The sequence below is a fragment of the Candidatus Fermentibacter sp. genome (assembly GCA_030373045.1).
In the GTDB taxonomy this organism is placed as follows: Bacteria; Fermentibacterota; Fermentibacteria; order Fermentibacterales; family Fermentibacteraceae; genus Fermentibacter.
The window spans coordinates 101,010-121,492 of sequence record JAUCPW010000060.1; the positions used below are offsets into that span (position 1 = coordinate 101,010).

Annotated in this window: 18 protein-coding genes and 1 CRISPR repeat array; of the genes, 3 read left to right on the plus strand and 15 right to left on the minus strand. The window is 66.5% G+C overall.

What is annotated here, in order from left to right; translation table 11 throughout:
* The 4 genes from QUS11_10420 to QUS11_10435 all read right to left on the minus strand — a co-directional run bounded on the left by QUS11_10420 (position 1) and on the right by QUS11_10435 (position 3,102).
* Positions 1 to 1,035 (minus strand): rod shape-determining protein, encoded by a 1,035-nt coding sequence (locus tag QUS11_10420; protein MDM7993712.1) that lies wholly within the window; start codon positions 1,033 to 1,035, stop codon positions 1 to 3.
* A 193-nt stretch (positions 1,036 to 1,228) separates the two neighbouring features.
* Positions 1,229 to 1,930: a hypothetical protein gene (locus QUS11_10425; GenBank protein MDM7993713.1), complete on the minus strand. Its 702-nt coding sequence runs from the start codon at positions 1,928 to 1,930 to the stop codon at positions 1,229 to 1,231.
* 65 nt (positions 1,931 to 1,995) lie between these two features.
* Positions 1,996 to 2,199 (minus strand): hypothetical protein, encoded by a 204-nt coding sequence (locus QUS11_10430; protein ID MDM7993714.1) that lies wholly within the window; start codon positions 2,197 to 2,199, stop codon positions 1,996 to 1,998.
* Positions 2,200 to 2,202: 3 nt separating this feature from the next.
* Positions 2,203 to 3,102, minus strand: coding sequence for a PHP domain-containing protein (locus QUS11_10435; GenBank protein ID MDM7993715.1), 900 nt, complete (start codon positions 3,100 to 3,102; stop codon positions 2,203 to 2,205).
* A gap of 74 nt (positions 3,103 to 3,176) precedes the next feature.
* Here QUS11_10435 and QUS11_10440 point away from each other — a divergent pair, with 74 nt between their 5' ends.
* Together QUS11_10440 and QUS11_10445 are read left to right on the plus strand one after the other, a co-directional pair.
* On the plus strand, positions 3,177 to 4,169 hold the full coding sequence (locus tag QUS11_10440; protein ID MDM7993716.1) for a nucleotidyltransferase family protein: 993 nt from the start codon (positions 3,177 to 3,179) through the stop codon (positions 4,167 to 4,169).
* Positions 4,166 to 5,500 (plus strand): HD domain-containing protein, encoded by a 1,335-nt coding sequence (locus tag QUS11_10445; GenBank protein ID MDM7993717.1) that lies wholly within the window; start codon positions 4,166 to 4,168, stop codon positions 5,498 to 5,500. The genes QUS11_10440 and QUS11_10445 overlap by 4 nt, the downstream gene beginning before the upstream one ends.
* On the opposite strand, the gene QUS11_10450 is transcribed toward QUS11_10445, so the two are convergent.
* The 4 genes from QUS11_10450 to QUS11_10465 all read right to left on the minus strand — a co-directional run bounded on the left by QUS11_10450 (position 5,497) and on the right by QUS11_10465 (position 10,140).
* A complete protein-coding gene (locus QUS11_10450) occupies positions 5,497 to 6,306 on the minus strand; it encodes an ankyrin repeat domain-containing protein (protein ID MDM7993718.1) in 810 nt (269 codons plus the stop codon). The genes QUS11_10445 and QUS11_10450 overlap by 4 nt on opposite strands.
* 73 nt (positions 6,307 to 6,379) lie before the next feature.
* Positions 6,380 to 7,225, minus strand: coding sequence for a patatin-like phospholipase family protein (locus tag QUS11_10455; GenBank protein ID MDM7993719.1), 846 nt, complete (start codon positions 7,223 to 7,225; stop codon positions 6,380 to 6,382).
* 3 nt (positions 7,226 to 7,228) lie between these two features.
* A complete protein-coding gene (locus QUS11_10460) occupies positions 7,229 to 7,909 on the minus strand; it encodes an MgtC/SapB family protein (protein MDM7993720.1) in 681 nt (226 codons plus the stop codon).
* Positions 7,910 to 7,920: 11 nt separating this feature from the next.
* On the minus strand, positions 7,921 to 10,140 hold the full coding sequence (locus QUS11_10465; protein MDM7993721.1) for a response regulator: 2,220 nt from the start codon (positions 10,138 to 10,140) through the stop codon (positions 7,921 to 7,923).
* 155 nt (positions 10,141 to 10,295) lie between these two features.
* On the opposite strand from QUS11_10465, the gene QUS11_10470 reads away from it, so the two are divergent.
* Positions 10,296 to 11,150, plus strand: coding sequence for a tyrosine-type recombinase/integrase (locus tag QUS11_10470; protein ID MDM7993722.1), 855 nt, complete (start codon positions 10,296 to 10,298; stop codon positions 11,148 to 11,150).
* Positions 11,151 to 11,215: 65 nt separating this feature from the next.
* On the opposite strand, the gene QUS11_10475 is transcribed toward QUS11_10470, so the two are convergent.
* The 7 genes from QUS11_10475 to QUS11_10505 all read right to left on the minus strand — a co-directional run bounded on the left by QUS11_10475 (position 11,216) and on the right by QUS11_10505 (position 19,027).
* Positions 11,216 to 12,517, minus strand: a complete 1,302-nt coding sequence (locus QUS11_10475) for a hypothetical protein (GenBank protein ID MDM7993723.1) — start codon at positions 12,515 to 12,517, stop codon at positions 11,216 to 11,218.
* 117 nt (positions 12,518 to 12,634) lie between these two features.
* On the minus strand, positions 12,635 to 14,410 hold the full coding sequence (locus QUS11_10480) for an NADH-dependent [FeFe] hydrogenase, group A6 (protein ID MDM7993724.1): 1,776 nt from the start codon (positions 14,408 to 14,410) through the stop codon (positions 12,635 to 12,637).
* A gap of 1 nt (position 14,411) precedes the next feature.
* Entirely contained in the window at positions 14,412 to 15,590 is a 1,179-nt protein-coding gene (locus QUS11_10485) for an NADH-ubiquinone oxidoreductase-F iron-sulfur binding region domain-containing protein (protein MDM7993725.1), read from the minus strand.
* A 9-nt stretch (positions 15,591 to 15,599) separates the two neighbouring features.
* Positions 15,600 to 16,064 carry an NADH-quinone oxidoreductase subunit NuoE gene (nuoE, locus tag QUS11_10490; GenBank protein ID MDM7993726.1) on the minus strand — a complete coding sequence of 155 codons (465 nt, stop codon included), beginning with the start codon at positions 16,062 to 16,064 and terminating at the stop codon, positions 15,600 to 15,602.
* Positions 16,064 to 16,462: a response regulator gene (locus tag QUS11_10495; protein ID MDM7993727.1), complete on the minus strand. Its 399-nt coding sequence runs from the start codon at positions 16,460 to 16,462 to the stop codon at positions 16,064 to 16,066. Before QUS11_10495 ends, nuoE begins: the two co-directional genes overlap by 1 nt.
* A gap of 217 nt (positions 16,463 to 16,679) precedes the next feature.
* A complete protein-coding gene (gene ahcY, locus QUS11_10500; protein MDM7993728.1) occupies positions 16,680 to 18,098 on the minus strand; it encodes an adenosylhomocysteinase in 1,419 nt (472 codons plus the stop codon).
* Positions 18,095 to 19,027 carry a metalloregulator ArsR/SmtB family transcription factor gene (locus QUS11_10505; protein MDM7993729.1) on the minus strand — a complete coding sequence of 311 codons (933 nt, stop codon included), beginning with the start codon at positions 19,025 to 19,027 and terminating at the stop codon, positions 18,095 to 18,097. The genes ahcY and QUS11_10505 overlap by 4 nt, the downstream gene beginning before the upstream one ends.
* A 219-nt stretch (positions 19,028 to 19,246) precedes the next feature.
* Positions 19,247 to 20,465: direct repeats of the CRISPR family, unit length 32 nt; unit sequence GTTTCAATCCACGCGCCCGCGCGGGGCGCGAC.
* The last annotated feature ends 18 nt before the right edge of the window (positions 20,466 to 20,483 follow it).

Genomic DNA, 20,483 nt, shown 5'->3' on the forward strand with positions numbered 1-20,483 from the left:
TCAGCGGATGATCAGCTTCCTGAAGCGGAAGCTGTCCTCGAGTATGAGGCCGGCCCCGAGAACGGTGCAGGCCAGGGGATTGTCGGCGATGCGCACGGGCAGGTTGGTCTGGTTGGAGAGGAGCCGTCCTATCCCCCTCAGCATGGCTCCCCCGCCTGTGAGGACGATTCCCCTGTCGACTATGTCGCTCGCGAGCTCCGGCGGGGTCTTCTCCAGGCCGTGCATCACAGCCTCGACGATGGCTCCGACGGGTTCCTTGAGAGCCTCCCTGATGTCGGAGGACCTTATCCTGTAGGTCCGCGGGATCCCGTTCATGAAATCGAGCCCGCTCACGTCCATGCCCTCGTCGTCCTCCTCCAGGACGGTCCCTACGCGGAGCTTCACCGCCTCGGCTGTGCGTTCGCCTATCAGGAGGCTGAAGTGCTTCTTGAGGTAGTTGGTGATGGCGTCGTTCATCTCGTCTCCGCCTATGCGGATCGAGTTGGTCGCGGCTATCGAGGAGAGGGATATGACCGCGATCTCGCTGGTGCCGCCCCCGATGTCCACGATCATGTTCCCGGCCGGGCTCTCGATCGGGAGGCCCACACCGACCGCCGCCGCGAGGGGCTCGGGCACCAGGTAGACGTCCCGTGCGCCAGCCCGCTCGAGGGCGCTCCTCACCGCGGTGATCTCCACCTCGGTGATCCCGTTGGGAACGCAGACCAGCACCCTGGGCCTCATGGCGAACCTCTTGCCCTGGGCCCTCTCGAAGAAGATGCGCAGCATGGCCATGGTGGCGGTGGCGTTGGTGATGACACCGTCGTGGAGGGGCCTGAAGGCCTCGAGCATCGTGCCGGTGCGGCCGAGCATGGACTTGGCCTCGGTGCCCACGGCCACCACTTCGTTCGTCGCCTTCTCGATGGCGACGACACTGGGCTCCTCGAGGACTATCCCCCTGCCCTGCACGTATATGAGAGTGTTGGCCGTCCCCAGGTCTATGGCCATCTGCGTCGAGAGGAAGGAGGAAGCCCTGGGGACAAGACTGGAAATCCTCATCAATCCCTCCGTAAACAACTCAGGGAGCGTTCAATACCATAAGGATAGCGATGCGTCAACCGCCGGGGACGCCTTGTACCGTCCGGGGACCCGCCGGTCGCGTTAACTGGCTCTGCGTCAAGCCCGGGGAACCGGCCGGGAATGATCGCGTATCACCAAGGGGTGGAACAACCTGGAGTGCGTGAAAGAAGCGCTATCTGACGGGGATGACCCAGCCCGGGGCGATCGGCTGCGCGGGTGCGAGAGTGTCCACCGAGGTGGAGGGCGGGATCGTCAGATCCCACAATCCGGGCCAGGGTTCGGCCGGGTCGCGGAAGGATGTCAGGTCGACCACTGCCGTCACGCCGCCTGCAACGACCCTCCAGGCGGCGGGCCAGGCCCTGTACTCGTCGTGGGCGCTCGAGGAGGTGATGGATGCGCTGCCTCCGTCCCACACGAAGGAGGAGGGGAACAGGTCGCCCGGATCCATGGAAACGCAGATCCCGGCCTCGCCGGGCAGGAAGGTCCATTCCGCGGATCCGCCGGAAGCAGAGGCGCCTTCCGCAATCTGCCACGCCTCCAGAGCCACGGGGAACCCTGTTCTCACCAGGAACAGCAGGTCCTGCACGGGGAGCGAGAAGGGGCCTGCATCGAGACCGCCCGGGTGCACGAATGCGACCTCCTCCCGCGGCATGTAGAAGAGAGCGCGGGAGGAATCCACCGACCAGCTCAGGACGGGCATCCCGTCAGGCCCGCAGAGGTCGCCCCTCGTCCGGGAGCTTGCGATGTCGCCCCAGATCGCGAATCTCCCCTCGAAGAGGAAGTCGCCTCCGTCCACCCTGGCCCTGCCTGACACGAGGAAGACGCCTGCACTCTCCCACTGGGCCCTGCATCGTGAAGCGAAAAGCCCGGCCATGTCGCGGGCCTCGCCTGCGTCGAGGGATCGGCAACCCGTGAGATGGAGCAGGAGGAGAGGGAGGGTCAGGCGGAGCCGAATTTCTTCTCCAGCGCCTGCAGCCTGCGCTGCATCTCGAGTTCCGCCTGGTACTTGTTCCTGCGGGTCATCAGGGCGGGATTGTCCGGGGCCTTGGGCAGGAGGGAGTCGATCATCCGGACGGCCTTCTCCCTGTCGCCGGCCTTGGCGGTCTCGTCTATCTTCTCTATCAGTTCGCTGAGCTTGGCCATCGGTCACTCCTCCGTCAGTTCGATGTCACCGAAGCATCTCCGCAGGAATCCCTCGACCTGCGATACCTTCACCATGAAGACACCCTGCGTGCCGCCCATGCCTGCAGAATCCTCCGGCGACCCGTGGAAGTCCGTTCCGCCCGACACGAGCAGGCCGGCCTCCGCCGCCTCGCGCAGGAGCATCGCGACTGTCTCCGCGGAGTGCCTGGGGTAGTAGACCTCGAGGCCCGACAGGCCCCTGGGGACCAGGCTGCGGATCAGGGCCGGCAGGTTCCTGCCGTCTCCGTCCATCAGGCCGGGATGTGCCAGCACGGGAAGCCCGCCGAGGCTCCTTATCAGATCCAGGGCCGTGTTCTCCCACAGCCTCTCCCGCTCGACGTATGCGGGGCGGCCTCTTGCCAGGAAGCGGTCGAAGGCCTCGCGCGACGTCTGGACATAACCCCTCGCCAATAGCGCCTGTGCTATGTGAGGCCTGCCCACCACGTCTCCGCCCGCGAACTCGAGCACCTCCTCCTCGAAGAGAGGGAACCCGAGCTGGGCGAGCTTCTCGATGATCCTGGGATTCCTCGTGTCCCTGGCGGCGCGGACCCTGGCCAGGGCCAAGCCGAGGTCGGCCGACTTGTCGCACAGGACGTCGGGCTCCACGCCCGGGAAGTACCCCAGGAGGTGCGCGGAACCGCCCGAGAGGAGATTGACGCTGAGCTCGACGGCGGGAACGAAGCGCACTCCCGTTCCGGCGGAGGCCTCCCTGGCTTCGGGCAGACCGTCGACGGTGTCGTGGTCGCTTATGGCCAGAGCGGCCAGACCGAGCCTGGCTGCCGACTCGACTATCGCACCCGGCGTCAGCGCCCCGTCGGACGCCGTACTGTGCACATGGAGGTCGACCGAGGCATTCCTGTTCACGGCCTCAATATCGCGCTGCGGCGCCTGCCGTGCAAGAACTGGACGCGGGCCCCGGGTATGTGTTGAATCGGTGCATGGATGAAACAACGCGGTCCATCGTCTCGCAGGCCGAACTGGCCTTCCTCGCCGTCACCCGCCCGGGGTGCACGGAGGTGCGGCAGGGATGCAGCAACGAAGAGACGGCGCGGGACCTGAGGGCAATCCTCTGCCGGGATGCCGGCGGGAGGCTGGTCAGGAGGCTCCAGGCCGCATCGTGGCTTCGTCTCGAGCAGGCTCTCCGGTCGGTCTGCGGCCTGCTCGCCGAATCGGGCATAGAGGTATGGGGGTACAAGGGCGCGGATTACGCCCTCACGCTCTACCCCGACCCGTGCCTGAGGCCGATGACCGACCTGGACCTGATGGTGAGGCCCGGGCGGATCCTCGACGCCGCATGCGCCCTCCGCGGAGCGGGCTGGAGCCATTCGACCCCAGGGTCGGCCCTGCTTTCGTGCGGGATCGTGTCAGGGCTCCTGCTCTCGAAGGACGGCATCGCACTCGACCTGCACAGCCATCCCTCCTACTTCCCCTCGACCATCCCGGGCAGGCTGCCGCACCCGTCGGAGACGGAGGGCACCGCCACCGATGCGGGCTTCGTCTCGCCGCCGTCCCCCTACAGGCTTCTCCTCACCCTGCTGCACATGCACCGGCACGGCGCGGCGGGCAGGGGGATCTGGTGGGTCGACGCCGCCCTTCTGGCCCGCAGGCTCGACGCACGGGGATGGATCGAGTTCGCGAGGCTCGCCTCGGGCACGGGGCTCGCGGCGAGGCTCCTCCCCCTGCTGGACGGGATCGGCCGCTTCGAGGGAGTCGAGGTGCCCGGGGGGGTTCGGCGAGCCATGGCAGAGGCGCCTTCCAGGTGGCGCCTCCTCGATCCCGGCCCGAGGCCGGGGCGCGGATCCGGGACGCTGGCCGCGCTGTTGACGCTGGGGGGATGGAAGAGGACATCTTTCCTCTCTGTCGTACTTCTCAGGCTCGCGACGGGGGCTCCTCCCCGCCGCGGCGGGAAGGGTACTGGTGGAGGATCATGAACCGCGATTCCCGGAAGAAGGTCATGTACGTCCGAGACCCCGTCCTGGGGAGCATCAGGCTGTCGCCCCTGCAGGAGGATCTCCTCAAGACCGTCGAGGTGCAGAGGCTGAGCTTCATACACCAGCTAGGCACCACCTTCCAGAGCTACCCGGGCGCGCACTGCATGAGGCTGTCGCATGCCCTGGGCGTGTCCTCGCTGGCCGGCAGGATCGGCAGGGCGGTGATCCCCGACCCGGCAGGGGGAGGCGCGGGGATAGACCTGCTCGAAGCCGCCGGCATGCTGCACGACATAGGCCACACTCCGTGGTCGCACACGCTCGAGCCCCTCTTCCTCGAACTCTCGGGCATAGACCACATGGATCTGGTGGAGGGGCTCATCTGCGGCAGCGCGAGGATGGGCATCCCCGGATCGGGAAGGATCCCCGGCATCCTCGAGAGCCACGGGGTCGATCCGGTCGACGTGGCCTCGCTCATCAGGTCCGGCTACCGGGGGCCGAGATACATGCAGCAGATCATCTTCGGTGAGGTGGACGCCGACATGCTCGACTACCTCCAGCGCGACTTCCACTTCACCGGCGTGGCCTACGGACACATCGAGGTCGACAGGATCATCAGCACGATGGCGCTGGCGGAGGGCGAACTGGTCTTCCAGGACAAGGCGCTCGACGCGGTGCGGGACTTCCTGCTCGCCAGGCTGCAGATGTACTCGAGCGTCTACCTGCACAAGAAGACGCGCATAGTCGACCAGATGCTGCTCCGGGCAGCCCGCAGGAGCATCGTGGAGCTGGGCGAGATCGAGTGCTTCCACGAGCAGACCGACGACGAGATACTGAGTTTCCTGGTCAAGGGCTCGAGGGATCCGTGGGTCAGGGACATGGCCTGGAGGGTCAAGTACAGGCAGAATCTGTTTACGCAGGTGTTCAGGATCGACGCCGCATCGCCGTCGGGCGACGAGGAGCGCTTCCTCGAGCAGCTCCGCGGGCTGGGCGGCACGGCCCGTCAGGCGGCCGCCAGGCTCGAGGCCGACATCGCATCGCGTGCGGGGGCGCCTCCGGGTTCGATACTCGTCGACCTCCCGCTGGAGGCCGTGAAGGTGTCGGAGGAACGCTTCGAGAAGGTGGACATCATGTTCCTGAAGGGGTCGGGAAGGCTGGTGAGCCTGTCCGATATCGATCCGCCGTTCGCCAGGTATCTGTCTGATGCCAAGCCGAACCGGAATCTGCTGTCGGTGAGCTGTTCGCCGGAGATCAGGGACACGGTTGCGTCGGCCTGCGGGAAGGTACTGGAGGAGGCCGCCATACCGCTGTTCAAGGGGATGGATCTGGACTAGCGCTCCCCGTCGAGCTCCGGAGCCTCCGTCTTCCTGCCGCACCTGCCGCAGACGAAGGCCAGGTACTCCCAGACCGACAGAGAGACGAGCCATTCCACACGCGCCGGTGCCGGCCTGGACATCGTGCTCCCGCAGGCCGGGCACTTCCACTGGAGCAGCCTGCTGGTCCGCTGGACCGAGAGCGCCTTTTCGATGTGGCCGCAGTATTCGCGGTTGCCGGTGAAGGCGGCGATCCCGGCCGGGGTCTCGCCCTTGCGGTTCCTTGCCCAGACGATTGCCCCGGCCTCGATCAGCCTCTCCACTATCGAGTCGCACTGCCCCCGGGCTACCGCCAGATGAAGGGGCGTGTTACCCTCGGAATCCTCCGCGTTAACATCGGCGCCTGCCCTCAGGAGCAGCTCCACCATCCTGACGTCGCGGCCCGAGACCGCCGTATGCAGGGGTGTGAGCCCGCCGCCGCAGGCCGCCACCGGCGACGAGCCGGCAAGGCTCAGGGCTTCGACGACCCTCTCGTTCCCGTGGGATACCGCGACGTGCAGGGCGGTCTCGCCCTTGGGGCCTATGGGCGTGTTGAGGTCGAGCCCCGCCGCCGACAGCTTCCGCAGAAGCGTCCCGAAATCGTCGAGCGGGAGCGTGTCGCCCTCGCAGGCCTTCTCGACCAGGGAGCCGAGCACGGCTACATCGGTGCCGGGCTTCTCTTTGGAGAACGACATGCCGTCGGCCAGTGAAAGGAGGCGCTTCCAGTCGGAGGAGGGATCGTTCAACGCAGAGAGGAGTTTCTTGCCTGAACTTCCGAAGAGGGCCACGTTTCCTCCTACATGTGAGGGCGAGGTGGTATGGTAGTAAAAAAGCCGGCCGGAAGCAATGCAGACCCGCCGTTCAGCCCCTGAGTGCGAGCAGCGCATCCGACGCCGCCCTGGCCGATTCGTATCCTATCGCCGAGAGCTCCCTCGCCCTGTGGAACTCCGATCCCACGAATCCCGACATGTCCGGTTCGATGAGGACTTCGGGCCTGTCCAGGGACAGCCTCGAAGCCGCCAGGTTCCTCTCGGCGATCATCAGCGTCGAGAGGAGAACTGCGTTCAGGGAGGGCTTCCTCCCCGCCCTTCCGCCATTCCCGCCTTCGCTCTCCTCCCCGTCACCGGAACCGATCCCGGCGGTCCTGCTGTTGAGCCCGACCGCTATGACGGCATCTGCGCCCAGGGCCCTGGCCGCGCCCACGGGAACGGGGTCGGAGAGCCCTCCGTCGGAGAGCCATCTTCCGCGGGTGAACCTCGGCGGGAAGATCGCGGGGATCGCTATGCTGGCCATCAGTGCCGAGACGAGATCGCCCGATCGGAGCACGACGGCGTCACCCGTGGCGATGTCCGTGGCCACGGCGGCGAAGGGCGCCTGCAGGTCGCCGATGTCGGCGTGCCCGAACCAGGCCCTGAGCAGGTTGTGGATCCTGCGGGAGTCTATCAGGGCGCCCTCGCGGATGCCCGGCGACACATATGACAGCACCCTGATCAGGTCGGCCCCCATTATCTCGTCCAGCGCCGCCGGGAGCCTGCCGGAAGCCTTCAGGGCCCCCACGACCGCCCCGATGCTCGTCCCGCATATGACCGAGGGAGTCACGCCGATCTCGTCGAGGAGCGACAGCACTCCCAGGTGGGCCCATCCCCTCGCTGCTCCGCCGCCCAGAGCGAGCCCTATCCTGCGGGCCTTCACCCTCCCGCGGCGCACCCGCTACACCTCTGTGGACTGCTCGAGCCAGGCCACGTTGGAAACGCCGTCGAGGGCCCTGATCTCCTCCAGGAATGCAAGGGGATCGAACCTCCTGACGAAGTGGAGGTGGAAGATGAGCACGAAGCCGTCATCGGAGACGTCCATCTCCATGTCCATGGTCTTGAGCCCCCTGGAACCCAGGATCGCATTCACCCTGCCCGCTATGGCCGACGGCATGGGGCCGGCCCTGCAGATGATCCTGAGGACCCTCTGCCTGTTCCTCGGGATGTGCTCCTCGAGCACCGAGAGGATCGAGAGCACCGCCAGCGTGAAGACGGTCACGGCGAGAACCGGTACGGTCAGGCCGAACGCGGATGCGATCCCCGTGCCGGCGGCGACCCAGATGCACGCAGCCGTCGTGAGGCCCCTGATCATGTCGCGCGTGCGCAGGATGGCCCCGGCCCCGATGAAGCCGATGCCCGTGACGATCCCGGCGGCAATCCTGGTGGGATCGGACCCTGCGGGCAGTCCTCCGGGGGCCAGGGCGGCCATCCCCGAAAGCGCCATCAGCGCGGATCCCGTGGAGACGAGGATGTGGGTCCTGAGACCGGCAGGCCTGCCGTGGATCTGGCGCTCCAGGCCCAGAAGGGCGCCCGAGAGCGCGGCCAGCATGATCCTCGACAGGATCAGGGAGTCATCCATCCAGCCGCCTCCTATGGCTGGCCCGACGGCCTCATGGAGGCGACGAGCCGGGTGATCTCGCTCGATATCGACTCGGGCGGGTAGGGCTTCCTGAGGAAGCCGGCGCCGGGCCTCGACTTCAGGAAGCTGCTCACGTCCGCGGGGATCTCGTATCCGCTGGTGAAGAGCACGGCCATGGAGGGCCACCTCTCGCTGCACACCATCGCGACGTCGAGGGAGGGCCCCGCGAAAGTGCCGAGGTCGAGTATCAGCAGGTCGAAGCTCTCGTGGTCGAGCACTGCCAGAGCCTCCTCGCCGGAAGAGGCTTCCACGGCCCTGAACCCGAAGTGCTGGAGGATCCTGGCGGCCGTCTCCCTCACGATGATCTCGCTCTCGGCTATGAGCACGGAGATGTCGCTCCTCGAAGCGGCCTGCGCGAGGGCATCCGCCATCCTCTGCGCGGCGGGCAGCAGCATCCTTATGACCGTTCCGCGCTGATCCGGCGAGAAGACGAGCACGCCCTTCATCACCCGCACGGCCTGCTGCACCGCCGCCATCCCCGCTCCGTAGAGCTTCTCGATCTCGTACGGGTCGGACTCGGAAGTCGAGAGCGACCGCTGGAGGCCCACGGGGAGCAGGGTGCCATCGGAGATGCAGATGCTGACGCAGTGTATGCCGCAGAGGTTCCTGCACTGGCCGGCGAACCTCGGATCGGAGGAGGGGTCGGGTACATCCTCCACCCACAGCTTGATCCTGCCCGAGCCCTGGAGGGCTCCGGAGGACCGCAGAGCCATGTTGTAGATGGTCTGGCGGAAGAGGGAACGGTCGGCGATCACGCTCGGCAGCACACCCTTGAGGTTGACCTCCAGGGAGATGGATCTCGGCAGCACGCTCCTGAGGGCCTCGGTGGTCTCCTCCAGCTCCCGCACGGGATCGAGCGGCACCGCCCTGCTCTCCGTGAGCCCCGCGCTGTGGAAGAGCTCCTCCGAGATGGCGGAGGCCCGCTCGGTGGCGTTCAGTATGGCCTCGTACCTCTGCCTGTCGGGATTTCCCGGGTCGTGCACCGCCTCGCCGAGGGACGCGGCCCCGATGATGCTGGACAGGAGGTTGCTCAGATCGTGCGAGAAGCCCCTCACCATGGCAGCGAGGATGGCGTAGCTGTTGACGGCCATCTCCCGCTCCATGAGCCTTTCCTTCTCCTTCTTGAGGTTCTCGGCCTCCGTGACGTCGGTCAGGATCGCCAGCCAGGCAGGGCCGCCCGGGTCGGCTCCAGCGGGGGTGACGGAGATCCTGAGGTATCTCGGAGGCCCGGTGGCCTGGTCGACTTTCAGCGGCAGGCTCCTCGTGCTCCACTCTCCTGGATCCGGGCGGAGGGCAGCCCTCTCGGCCGGGCCGAAGCACGGAAGGGTCCTCATGCTCTGCCCCATGAAGTCCTCGGGTCTGCCGTCGAACAGGTTCGCGGCTGACTCGTTGAGGGCCTTCATCACGGCGGACCCGTCCATCAGGATCATGCCCGCGGTTCCGCGGGAGGATTTCACCGCCCCGGCGAGGATCCTGAAGGCTTCCTGGGGCTCCGGCCGGACCGATGGCGATTCGACGGGCGCATGGGGGGCGTAGAGTTCGAAGGAGTCGAGTTCCCTGCGCCTCGTGAAGAAGGAGATGTAGAGCAGGAAGATCACGGGGGTGACGAGGGCGAGGGAGAGGATGAAGAGCCCGGGTATCGACTCCCTGCGGAATCTGTCGAGTGCGATCTGCGAGAGGGGGATCCTGGCCGAGGCCACGGCGACGGCCACCGGAGAGCCAGCTCCGGGGCATTCGATCACGGCGCTGCTCAGGATGTCCCCTTCGCGCCTGGAGAGGGACGTTCCGGCCATGAAGGCTTCCATCGCGATAGGATCGACCCGCGTGCCTCCGGGAAAGCTGACGGTACCGGGCGGCAGCACGTAGACGAGTGCGCTCTCCAGGCCGGAGCCCGCCTGCTGGCCGGCTTCGAGCGAGAGCACGATCATGCCCGAGGAATCGAGGGAGAGCGTGTCGAGGACGGCAGCGTGCCTGCCGCCGGAAACTGCCGAGCTGGCCAGGGCGGTGGCCCGCCCGGAGAGGAGCTGCTCCGTTTCGGCCGTGGCCTTCTCGAGGTCGGCTCCGACCTGCACGGCCGCCGCGGCCAGTATCACCGCCACCGCGGCGAGGGCCACGGTGAAGGGGAAGACGAACCGGACCGGATCCCTCCCGGTGAGGCTGGATCTCTTCATCGACCCTCCGAGTGCGCCTGTTTCAGTGAGAATACTGTCGGGAGGGCCACGGTGCAACTCCCGCCCCGTGAAATTGACGGTGAGCATGCACATTCCGATATATCACGACGAGGATATGCAAATCAATGCATGCACCTAGCCGGATGGAGGCCGGGATGACCGGCGTCATGGGTCCAGACGATATCCGCCAGGCGCTGAGGCTGGACGGCAAGAGCCAGGGAACCGCGGCCAGCTATGTCTCGCACATCAGGCACCTCCTGCAGCACTTCGGGGACGGCGCGGCGGAGGCTGACGAGGCGGATGTCCGCGGCTACTTCACCGATCTCATCGCACAGGGCAGGTCGGCTTCCTACACCGCCCAGGCGCAGAGCGCCATAAGGTTCTACTACACCAGGATCGCTGGAAGGACCGACCCTCTCGCGGGAATGGGGTCGAGGGGGGCCGAGGCCGTCGAGAGGGTGCTCTCCCGCCTCGAGGTGGCATCCCTTCTCGAAGCGGTCGAACAGCCCGTCTACAGGCTGGCGCTCACGCTCATGTACTCCTCCGGGCTCAGGTCCGGCGAGGCGTGCTGCCTGAGGAGGAGGAACGTCGACACCGAAAAGATGCTGATCCGCGTCAACGACCGCGCGGGAAGGACCCTGAGGGAGACCATCCTGTCGAAGGCGAGCCTGCCCCTGCTCTTCCAGTGCCTGGCCAGGAGGGGCGACGACCAGCCTTATCTCTTCCCGGGGCGGGGCAGGACGGTCTGCGTCTCGGCCCGGACGCTGCAGAGGGTGTTCGTGGATGCGGCCTCCAGGGCCGGCGTCAGCACCGGGAGGAAGACCACGCTCAACCTTCTCCGCCACAGCTTCGCCGTACATCTGCTCGAAGACGGCATCGACAGAAGGCTCGTCCAGGAGCTCATGGGAGTGGGGTCATCCTCGATGATGACGCCATACGTGCGGCTCGCGGGCGGGAACGCCAGGCTGCGCGTGCTGAGCCCGCTCGACCGCCTCCCGTTCATGATCTGAGCAGAGCATCACGACAAAGCCGAGGGGCGGCCCTGCGGCCGCCCCTCTCCTGATCGTGCCCGGTGTCAGTAGGTGGGTATGCTGAGCCCGGCTCCGAGGCCGAAGTACCAGATGTCCTTGTTGTACCTCGAATCCTCGTAGACTCCGGCGCCCTCGCCCTCGACGCAGAACAGGTTCGCCACCGAGGCGGTGATCCCGAAGCCGGGGGAGGCTTCGTACCTGGCGCCGACACCGATGAAATGGGCGTCGATGCTGAACTCGAGGTCGTTGTACGTGGTGTCGCTGCCGCCGAGATCCGAGTACAGGTATCCCGTGCTCAGGTCGAGCCTGGGCGTCGCCTCGTACTGTATCCCCAGCCCTATGTCCATCCCGTTCTCGTAGTTGTCGTCGTAGCCGTCATCCTCGCCCTGGTCGGCATTCTCGAGGAAGTAGTAGTTCATGCTCAGGCTGACGAGAGACCTCTGGCAGGGCCTGACCTCGACGCCTGCGCCGAACACGGCCGGCAGGTCGCGGCGCTGCTCGTAGCCGTCCGTGAAGGATTCGAGGCCGGGAAGGGCGGCCCAGGCGCTGGGCTCGGCTTCGGTCTCGAATTCGAGCTTCGTTGCGGTCTCATACCTCAGGGCGGCGTTTACGGAAGGGCTGAACCTGTAGTCGAGGCTCACGACGGCGCCGAAGCCCGATGCGCTCTTGTCCGCATGCAGCTCCCTCGACAGGGTGTCGATCGGGGTGCCCGTCGAGCCGTCGATGACGGTGAAGTCGCCGATCGCGTCGTATGTCTTGTCGGCCGTCACGTACCTGCCCCCGATGGATGCGGAGAAACGGTCGGAAAGCGCCACCGAGATGCCGGCGCTGCCCGAGAGGTAGTTGGATGTGGCCTCGACGCTTCCGGAGTTCATCGCCGCGAAGACGTAGGGGCTCCCGTGGATGACCTGCTCGAGGCCGGTCTCGAACAGGGGCAGGACCCTGAGCCCGTCTTCGAAGTCGAGCTTGCCGCCGCCGGCCGGCACGGTGAAGGCGCCGAATGCGGCAAGCCTGCCGGTCCTGTAGACGGCGTACAGGTTCGGCAGCACGGGGGTGGGCTCGTTCGTCTCGTATTCGACGGGTTCCGAGGCTCCCGGCGGCGTGGCCTCGACGGTGTAGTGCTTGAACAGGGTCTGGCTGCTGACGTTGAAGTGCCATCCCTCCGGGAGGAGGCTCAGCCCGGCCGGATTGAAGCTCACGAGGTCGGCGCCCTCGGTGGAGGCGTTGCGGCTCATGATCCTGAGGAAGTCTGCGCTGCGCGACGAGATGTAGTCGATGTTGCCGGCCTGGGCGACCGATCCTGCAAGGAGCGCCAGGACTGCAGAGAGCGATACCGCGAGTTTCAAGGGGACCCCCTTCCCTGGAACTGCCCGTGTCTGGACTACGACGGAACCCGCTTCCCCGTTCCTGTCCTGCCGCCCCGGAATGCGGCGGGGACGGCTTCCGCCGCCCCCGCCCCCCGCTCAGTCCCTCGGGTGGTAGTGGGTGTGGAGCAGCTCGTGCGACTTGTGCCCCAGCGGCTCCTTCAGGTATTCCGCATACAGGAGCTGGACTTCGGGATTGTCATGCGACTTGCGTACCGGAAGCGCGCAGTCCTCGGCATAGATGGCCTCGCAGCGCTTCTGTCTGACCTCGGGGTTGGTGGGTATCGGCTGTCCGCCTCCGCCCAGGCATCCGCCGGGGCACGCCATCACCTCTATGAAGTGGTAGTCGGCTTCGCCGGCGGCCACCTTCTCCATCAGCTTCCTGGCGTTGACCAGCCCGTGGGCGACAGCGACCTTGACCGTGACGCCCTTCAGGAACTCCCAGCCCGGGGCCATGCTCTCGGGCAGGGTGATCGCCGCCTCCTTGATGCCTTCGAATCCGCGCACCGGCTTGATCTCGAGGTTCCGGAACGGCACGGGCGAGCCCGTGACGACCTCGTAGGCAGTCCTCAGGGCGGCCTCCATCACGCCGCCGGTCGCGCCGAAGATCACGGCTGCTCCCGACGACGCGCCCATCCATCTGTCGAACTGCTGCTCGGGGATGTGCTCGAAGTCTATCCCGGCCTCGCGGATCATCCTGGCGAGCTCGCGGGTCGTGAGGACGTAGTCGACGTCCTTGAATCCGCTGGAATTCATCTCGGGCCTGTCCTTCTCGAACTTCTTGGCCGTGCAGGGCATGATGGAGACGGTGACGATCCTCGCGGGTTCGACACCCTCCTTCTGCGCCAGGTACGTCTTCGCCAGGGAGCCGAACATCTGCTGCGGGCTCTTGCAGGTGGAGACGTTGGGCAGCAGGGAATGGAAGTTGTGCTCGATGAACTTGATCCAGCCCGGCGAACAGCTCGTGATCATGGGCAGGGCGACGTCCTTGCGGCCCTCCACCACGACCTTCCTGAGTCTGGAGAGCAGCTCGTTGCCCTCTTCGATGATGGTGAGGTCGGCAGTGAAGTCCGTGTCCAGGACGCGGTCGAAGCCCAGCGCCTTCATCGCGGCCACCATCTGGCCGGTGTTCCGGCCGGTGGGCAGGCCGAGGGCCTCGGCGATCCCGACCCTGACGGCCGGGGCGGTCTGGGCGACCACGAACGTGTTCGGATCCTCGATGGCGGCCCAGACCTCCTTCATCTCGGACTTCTCGTACAGCGCGCCGGTCGGGCAGCGGTTGATGCACTGCCCGCACATGGTGCACTCGACGCCCGAGAGCCCCCTGTCGGCGAAGGTGGCGATGTGCACGTCGGCCGAGCGCTCCATGGGCTTGATCACGGAGACGCTCTGGAGCTCGTCGCACGTCCTGACGCAGCGGGTGCACATGATGCACCTGCTGTTGTCTCGCATCACGCTGGGGCTCGCCTCGACCACGGATGTGGGCTTGGGAGTGGTCTGGAACCGGTTCATGTCGATGCCCATGTCCTCGGCGATGGTCTGCAGCTCGCAGTTGCCGTTCCGCACGCACTCGGGACAGTTGGAGTTGTGCCTGGCGAGGAGCAGCTCCATCACCGTGCGGCGGGCCTTCCTGACCCTCGTGCTGCCGGTCCTGATCACCATGTTGGGCGCGACCGGAGTCGAGCACGATGTCTGAAGGGTCTTCCACCCCTCGACCTCGACGAGGCAGATGCGGCAGTTGCCGGCGATGGTCAGGTCGGGATGGTAGCACAGGGTCGGGACATGGATGCCGGCCGCCTTGCAGGCGTCCAGGATCGTCACGCCCTCGCGGACGCTCATCTCCCTGCCGTCGATGTGTATCGTGACGTTCGGCATGTCAGTTCCCCCCCTGTCCGTCCGCCTTCAGGACGAACCGGTTTACTATGTCGACGAAGCAGTTCGAGGAGGTCTGGCCGAAGCCGCACTTGCTGCCCTGCTTCATGGTCTCGGCGAGGTCGAGGTAGGGAGCGAGAGCCTCCCTGCCCGACAGGGAGCCGGCCCGGATCGCATGCACTGCGTCGAGGAGCCTGCTGTTGCCCTCCCTGCACGGGGTGCACTGGCCGCAGGACTCGTGCACGAAGAACTCCATGAAGTTCTCGAGCACGCCCAGCATGTCGCGGGACCTGTCGAAGACTATGACGCTGCCGCCGGGGGGCAGGTCGCGGAACGAGAGCACGCGGTCGCGGTCGGTGCCGGGTATCGTCTTGCCGCTGGCCCCGCCGACCTGCACGGCCTGAACGTCGACGGCACCAGCGAGGTCGAGCAGGTCGCCGATCTTCGAGCCCATCGCGAGCTCGTAGACGCCCGGCCTCTCGACGTCGCCGGAGATGCTGAAGAGCTTTGTGCCCGAGTCGCCGCCCTCGCCGAGGGCCAGGAACCAGTCGGCCCCGTTGAGGATGATGTGCGGCACCGCTATGAACGTCTCGACGTTGTTTATGATGGTGGGGCAGCCGCGGAAGCCGCTGTTGACAGGGTAGGGCGGCTTGTTGCGGGGCTCGCCCCTGCGGCCCTCCATGCTCTCGAGCAGGGCGGTCTCCTCGCCGCACACGTAGGCGCCGGCGCCCTTGCGGATCTCGACGTCGAAGGAGAACTTCCCGCCCATGATCCCCTTGCCGAGCAGGCCGGCCTGCCTGAGGCGCGAGGCGGCCTCCTCGATCACGGGGACGAGGTACGGGTACTCTGCGCGGAGGTAGATCAGGCCGGTATCGGCGCCGATCGCATACCCTGCTATGGCCATGCCCTCGAGCAGGCGGTCGGCGTACTTCTCGATGAGGATCCTGTCCTTGAAGGTGCCGGGCTCGCCTTCGTCGGCGTTGCACACGACGTACTTCTGCGCACCCGACGCACCGCCGGCCAGGACCCACTTCACGCCGGCCGGGAAGCCGGCGCCGCCGCGGCCCTGGAGCTTGGCGTTCCTGACCTCGAATGCGACGTCCGCGGACGTCATGGATGCGGCCTTGCGCAGCGCGCTGCCGAGTTCAGGCTGATTCGCGGAGAGGAGCACTTCCTTCTTCATGTTCCCTCCCTACTTCAGCCCGCGGACGATCTCGCAGGCCATCTCGGGGGTGAGCCTGGAGTGCGGGGTGTCGTCCACCAGCATGGCGGGGCTCTGATCGCAGAGCCCTATGCAGCTCGTGGTTTCGAGTGTGATCCTGCCGTCGGACGTGGTCTGGCCCGCGGCGATGCCGAGATCCTTCTCCAGGGCTGCCAGTATCCCGGCCGAGCCCTTCATGGAGCAGCTGATGGTCCTGCAGAGCCTGACGAGGTGCCGGCCCCTGGGCTTCGATGAGATGAAGGAATAGAAGGTGGCCACGCTCTGGACCTCGGCCGAGCTCACCCTGCAGCACTTCGCGATGGCGGCCATCGCCTCCTCGGAAACGCTGCCGAGTTCCCTGTCCACGTCGGTCAGGAGGCGGAGGACAGCCTCCTGGTTCCTGCCGTATCTGGCGGCCCCCTCTTCGATGATCTGGCTGACCGGACGGCCTGACACTACTCGCCTCCCTTGCTGACCAGTTCCCTGATCTTGCCTACGAGGACGGGAGGCGGAACCGGCTTCTCCAGGAACACGTCGACGGGGAAGAAGTCGGGATTCTCCTCGGGTCTGAAGTCGTAACCCGTGACCTTGCCGACCGAGGTCAGCATGATGATCGGAACGGGATTCTGCAGCCTGCGCCTGATGTCGCGGGCGACGGCGAAGCCCTCGTCGGTGTTCTCCATCATAACGTCGAGCACGATGACGTCGGGGGAGTCTGCCTCGACACGCTGCAGCCCCTCGGCCCCGCTGGACGCCGAGATGACCTCGAAACCGCTGGCCTCAAGGACGATCGTATTCGCCTCGACGAAGTCCGGATCGTCGTCGACCAGCAGGACACGCACCTTTTCGCTCATGGTCAGTCCTTCCTGCCCTTTGACACAGACAACAACGGAAAGGCGATCAGCGGCAAGGATGAACCCGGCAGGCCCTTCTGTCAAGTACCGCAGACATCGAATTGATGAGAGATTACGCGGGTTCCGGGCGCGCTCCCCGGAGGCGTCGGGAGCGTTGTCACCGCTCCATGCGCTCTCCGGGGGGCGCTCGTGAAAGGAATCACATTCCGGCTGCCGCCTAGTACCGGTAGTGGTCCGGCTTGTAGGGGCCCCCGGCGTCTACGCCGATGTAGGCTGCCTGATCGGGGGTCAGAGTCGTGAGCTTCACGCCGATCTGGCCGAGATGGAGCCTCGCGACCTCCTCGTCCAGCTTCTTCGGCAGCCTGTAGACGCCCACCGCAGGCCTGTCGGAGAGCAGGGCGAGCAGGGCCATGCACTGGTTGGTGAACGAGTTGGACATCACGAAGCTCGGGTGCCCCGTCGCGCAGCCCAGGTTCACCAGCCTTCCCTCGGCCAGGATGTAGACGCAGTGGCCGTCGGGGAATACGTACCTGTCGACCTGCGGCTTGATGTTCTGCCGCGCGATTCCCGGGAAGGCCTCCAGGGCGTCCATCTGGATCTCGTTGTCGAAGTGGCCGATGTTGCAGACTATGGCCTGGTCCTTCATCCCCGCCATGTGGGCGGCGGTGATGACGTCCCTGTTGCCGGTGGCGGTCACGAATATGTTGGCCTCGCGGAGGGCGTCCTCGACGGTGGTGACCTCGTAGCCCTCCATGGCGGCCTGCAGGGCGCATATCGGGTCGATCTCCGTCACCAGCACGCGGGCTCCGAATGCCCTCATGCTCTGGCAGCAGCCCTTGCCCACCTCGCCGTAGCCGCACACCAGCACGGTCTTGCCGGCCACCATGACGTCGGTGGCGCGCTTGATGCCGTCGGGCAGGGACTCGCGGCAGCCGTAGGTGTTGTCGAACTTGCTCTTGGTGACGGAGTCGTTGACGTTGTAGGCCGGGAAGAGGAGCCTTCCCGCCTCCGCCCTCTGGTAGAGCCTGTGCACACCGGTGGTCGTCTCTTCGGACACGCCGATGACGCCCTTCACGACCGAGTGCCAGAACGAGGGGGAGGAAGGCACGGCTTCACGCAGGTTGGCGTCGAGCGCGGCCTCGTCCTTCGACCCGGCCGCCGCTGCCGGGATGCTGCCGGTCTTCGCGAAGGACTCCTCCATCTCCCAGCCGAGGTGGATCATCAGCGTGGCGTCGCCGCCATCGTCGACTATCAGGGTAGGCCCGGCTCCGCCGGGGAACGTGAGGGCCTGGCGGGTGCACCACCAGTACTCCTCGGCGGTCTCGCCCTTCCAGGCGTAGACGGGCACCCCCTTCACGGCCACGGCCGCCGCGGCGTCGTCCTGGGTCGAGAAGATGTTGCAGCTAGCCCAGCGCACGTCCGCGCCCAGCTCGACGAGGGTCTCTATGAGGACGGCGGTCTCGGTGGTCATGTGGAGCGAACCGCTCACCCTCTGGCCGGCAAGTGGCTTCGCAGCCCCGTACTTGGCCCTCAGGGACATCAGCCCGGGCATCTCGCGCTCGGCCATCTCGATCCTTCGGCGCCCGAGGGGCGCGAGCGCCACGTCGGCAACCCTGTATCCGGTACTCCCGTTCATCCCTTCCCTCCCTTTCCGAACTTCACGAGGAGCATGCGGCCTCCGGCCGCCTCCACCGCTTCCTGCGGAGCGAACCCCGCCGCTCCAGCCCACGATTCGATCTCATGCCTGCCGAACCCCGGCCATATGTCGCCCTGGGCGGCCCGGAACGACTCGTCGGAATGCTGCGACAGATCGGCCACTACCAGGCGCCCGCCTGGTCTGAGCACCCTCCCGATCTCGGGGAATGCCTCCGACGGGTCGGCCAGGTGGTGCAGCACCATGTGCGCGAGTGCTGCATCGGCGGACGAGTCGGCCACCGGCAGGTGCTCGAGCGCGCCCAGCCTGAAGTCCGCCCGGGCACCGCCCGATGCCCGCGTGGCCAGATCGAGCATCTCGGGCGACGAGTCCACCCCGATCACGCTCCTGAAGAGGCTCCCGAGGAAGCCGATCATCCCGCCGGTGCCGCAGCCCAGCTCCACCACGGTGTCGCCGCGACCCAGCATCTCCGCGAGGTCGCCGATGTACGACGCCGGATCGGGAAGTCCGGCCGACAGCGAATCCCACTCCCCCGCCTTGCGTGCGAAGAAGTCTCTCGAGGCGAGCTTCCGCTGGTCGTAGCACCTCGACAGGGCCGCCATGTCCTGCGACAGGCCGGGCATCCTGGCCCTGAAGCGGTCGAGGATGCCGGCGATCTGCTCGACGAGCTCGTCGCCCGTTTCGATGCTGTACCAGGCACGCCCGGCGACTCCGCGTCTGGCGAGGATGCCCGCCTCGTGCAGCGCCTTGAGGTGGCGGCTCGCGTTGGGCTGGGTGAGCCCGAGCACCGAGGAGATCTCGTTCACGGTGAGCGGGCCCCGCCTGAGGATCATCAGTATCCTGAGGCGGTTGCGGTCTGACAGGGCGCGGAAAACGGCATCCATGCCCCAATGATATGCCTGTATGCTCATATCGTCAATACCACACACGATCGGACATCCCCGGCTCGGAACAGTGCCACGATCCCGGACACCCGGAGGGATAAATCACGTGCTATCGGTTGTAGACTATCGAGTGGACACTCCGGAGGACATCACGCAACCATCAGGGATGCGCAAGACTGGGTGCACTTTGGCTGCGGGAATCCTGGTGTCTGTTGATCCCTTTCTGGATGTCCCGGGTCCATCTTGTTATCAATTCGCACACCCGCGGTGGGCGCGACATCCCGGCGTTGATCAGGCTGCGCATCTTCTCATCGTTTCAATCCACGCGCCCGCGCGGGGCGCGACCGGGAGATGCAGTACGGACGGGGCGGCGGCTCCGGGGTTTCAATCCACGCGCCCGCGCGGGGCGCGACCGGCATACTCCAGGCCGATCTTCCCATTATCGAGTTTCAATCCACGCGCCCGCGCGGGGCGCGACGATCTCGACGGCAAGCCCGCCCGCTTCTGGCCAGGTTTCAATCCACGCGCCCGCGCGGGGCGCGACTTGATCGTCAACCAGCGCCTCGCCCACAACGTCAGTTTCAATCCACGCGCCCGCGCGGGGCGCGACACCCAAGCCAAGGAGAAGGCCAGGCGCATGCTACTTTTCAATCCACGCGCCCGCGCGGGGCGCGACCCCATGATCGCTTCTCGTTCTCGATGAAGCGAGTTTCAAGCCACGCGCCCGCGCGGGGCGCGACCACCGGTAGCCCTGGGCTTGGCGGCCATCTATATGTTTCAATCCACGCGCCCGCGCGGGGCGCGACACGGGCTGCCGGGATGCCGCAAATTGCAAGTGCAGTTTCAATCCACGCGCCCGCGCGGGGCGCGACACCGTCGTAGGAGCGTGGCCCGGGGGTACCCTGTTTCAATCCACGCGCCCGCGCGGGGCGCGACAGGCTCAGCCTGGTTCATCTGGCTGTAATCGGGTGTTTCAATCCACGCGCCCGCGCGGGGCGCGACTTTGAAGTTGGCTGATACTGACCAGTACATAAGGTTTCAATCCACGCGCCCGCGCGGGGCGCGACCCCTCCTGGGTCTGGGGATCCCCCTCAATCCGGAGTTTCAATCCACGCGCCCGCGCGGGGCGCGACCTTATGGGCCTTGGCGTCGATTGTGGGCAAGGCAAGTTTCAATCCACGCGCCCGCGCGGGGCGCGACACCGTGTATGTCCTGCACCTTGCCTAGCTAGGCAGTTTCAATCCACGCGCCCGCGCGGGGCGCGACACACTCGAAAGGATCAAAAATGCTGCAGTATGTTGTTTCAATCCACGCGCCCGCGCGGGGCGCGACCGGGCGACTCCATCGCCCTAGACTACGACTTCCAGGTTTCAATCCACGCGCCCGCGCGGGGCGCGACCGGGCGGCAGTACGCCCGGTACAATTCCTGGCAGGTTTCAATCCACGCGCCCGCGCGGGGCGCGACTGTGGGACGCCCTCGTCC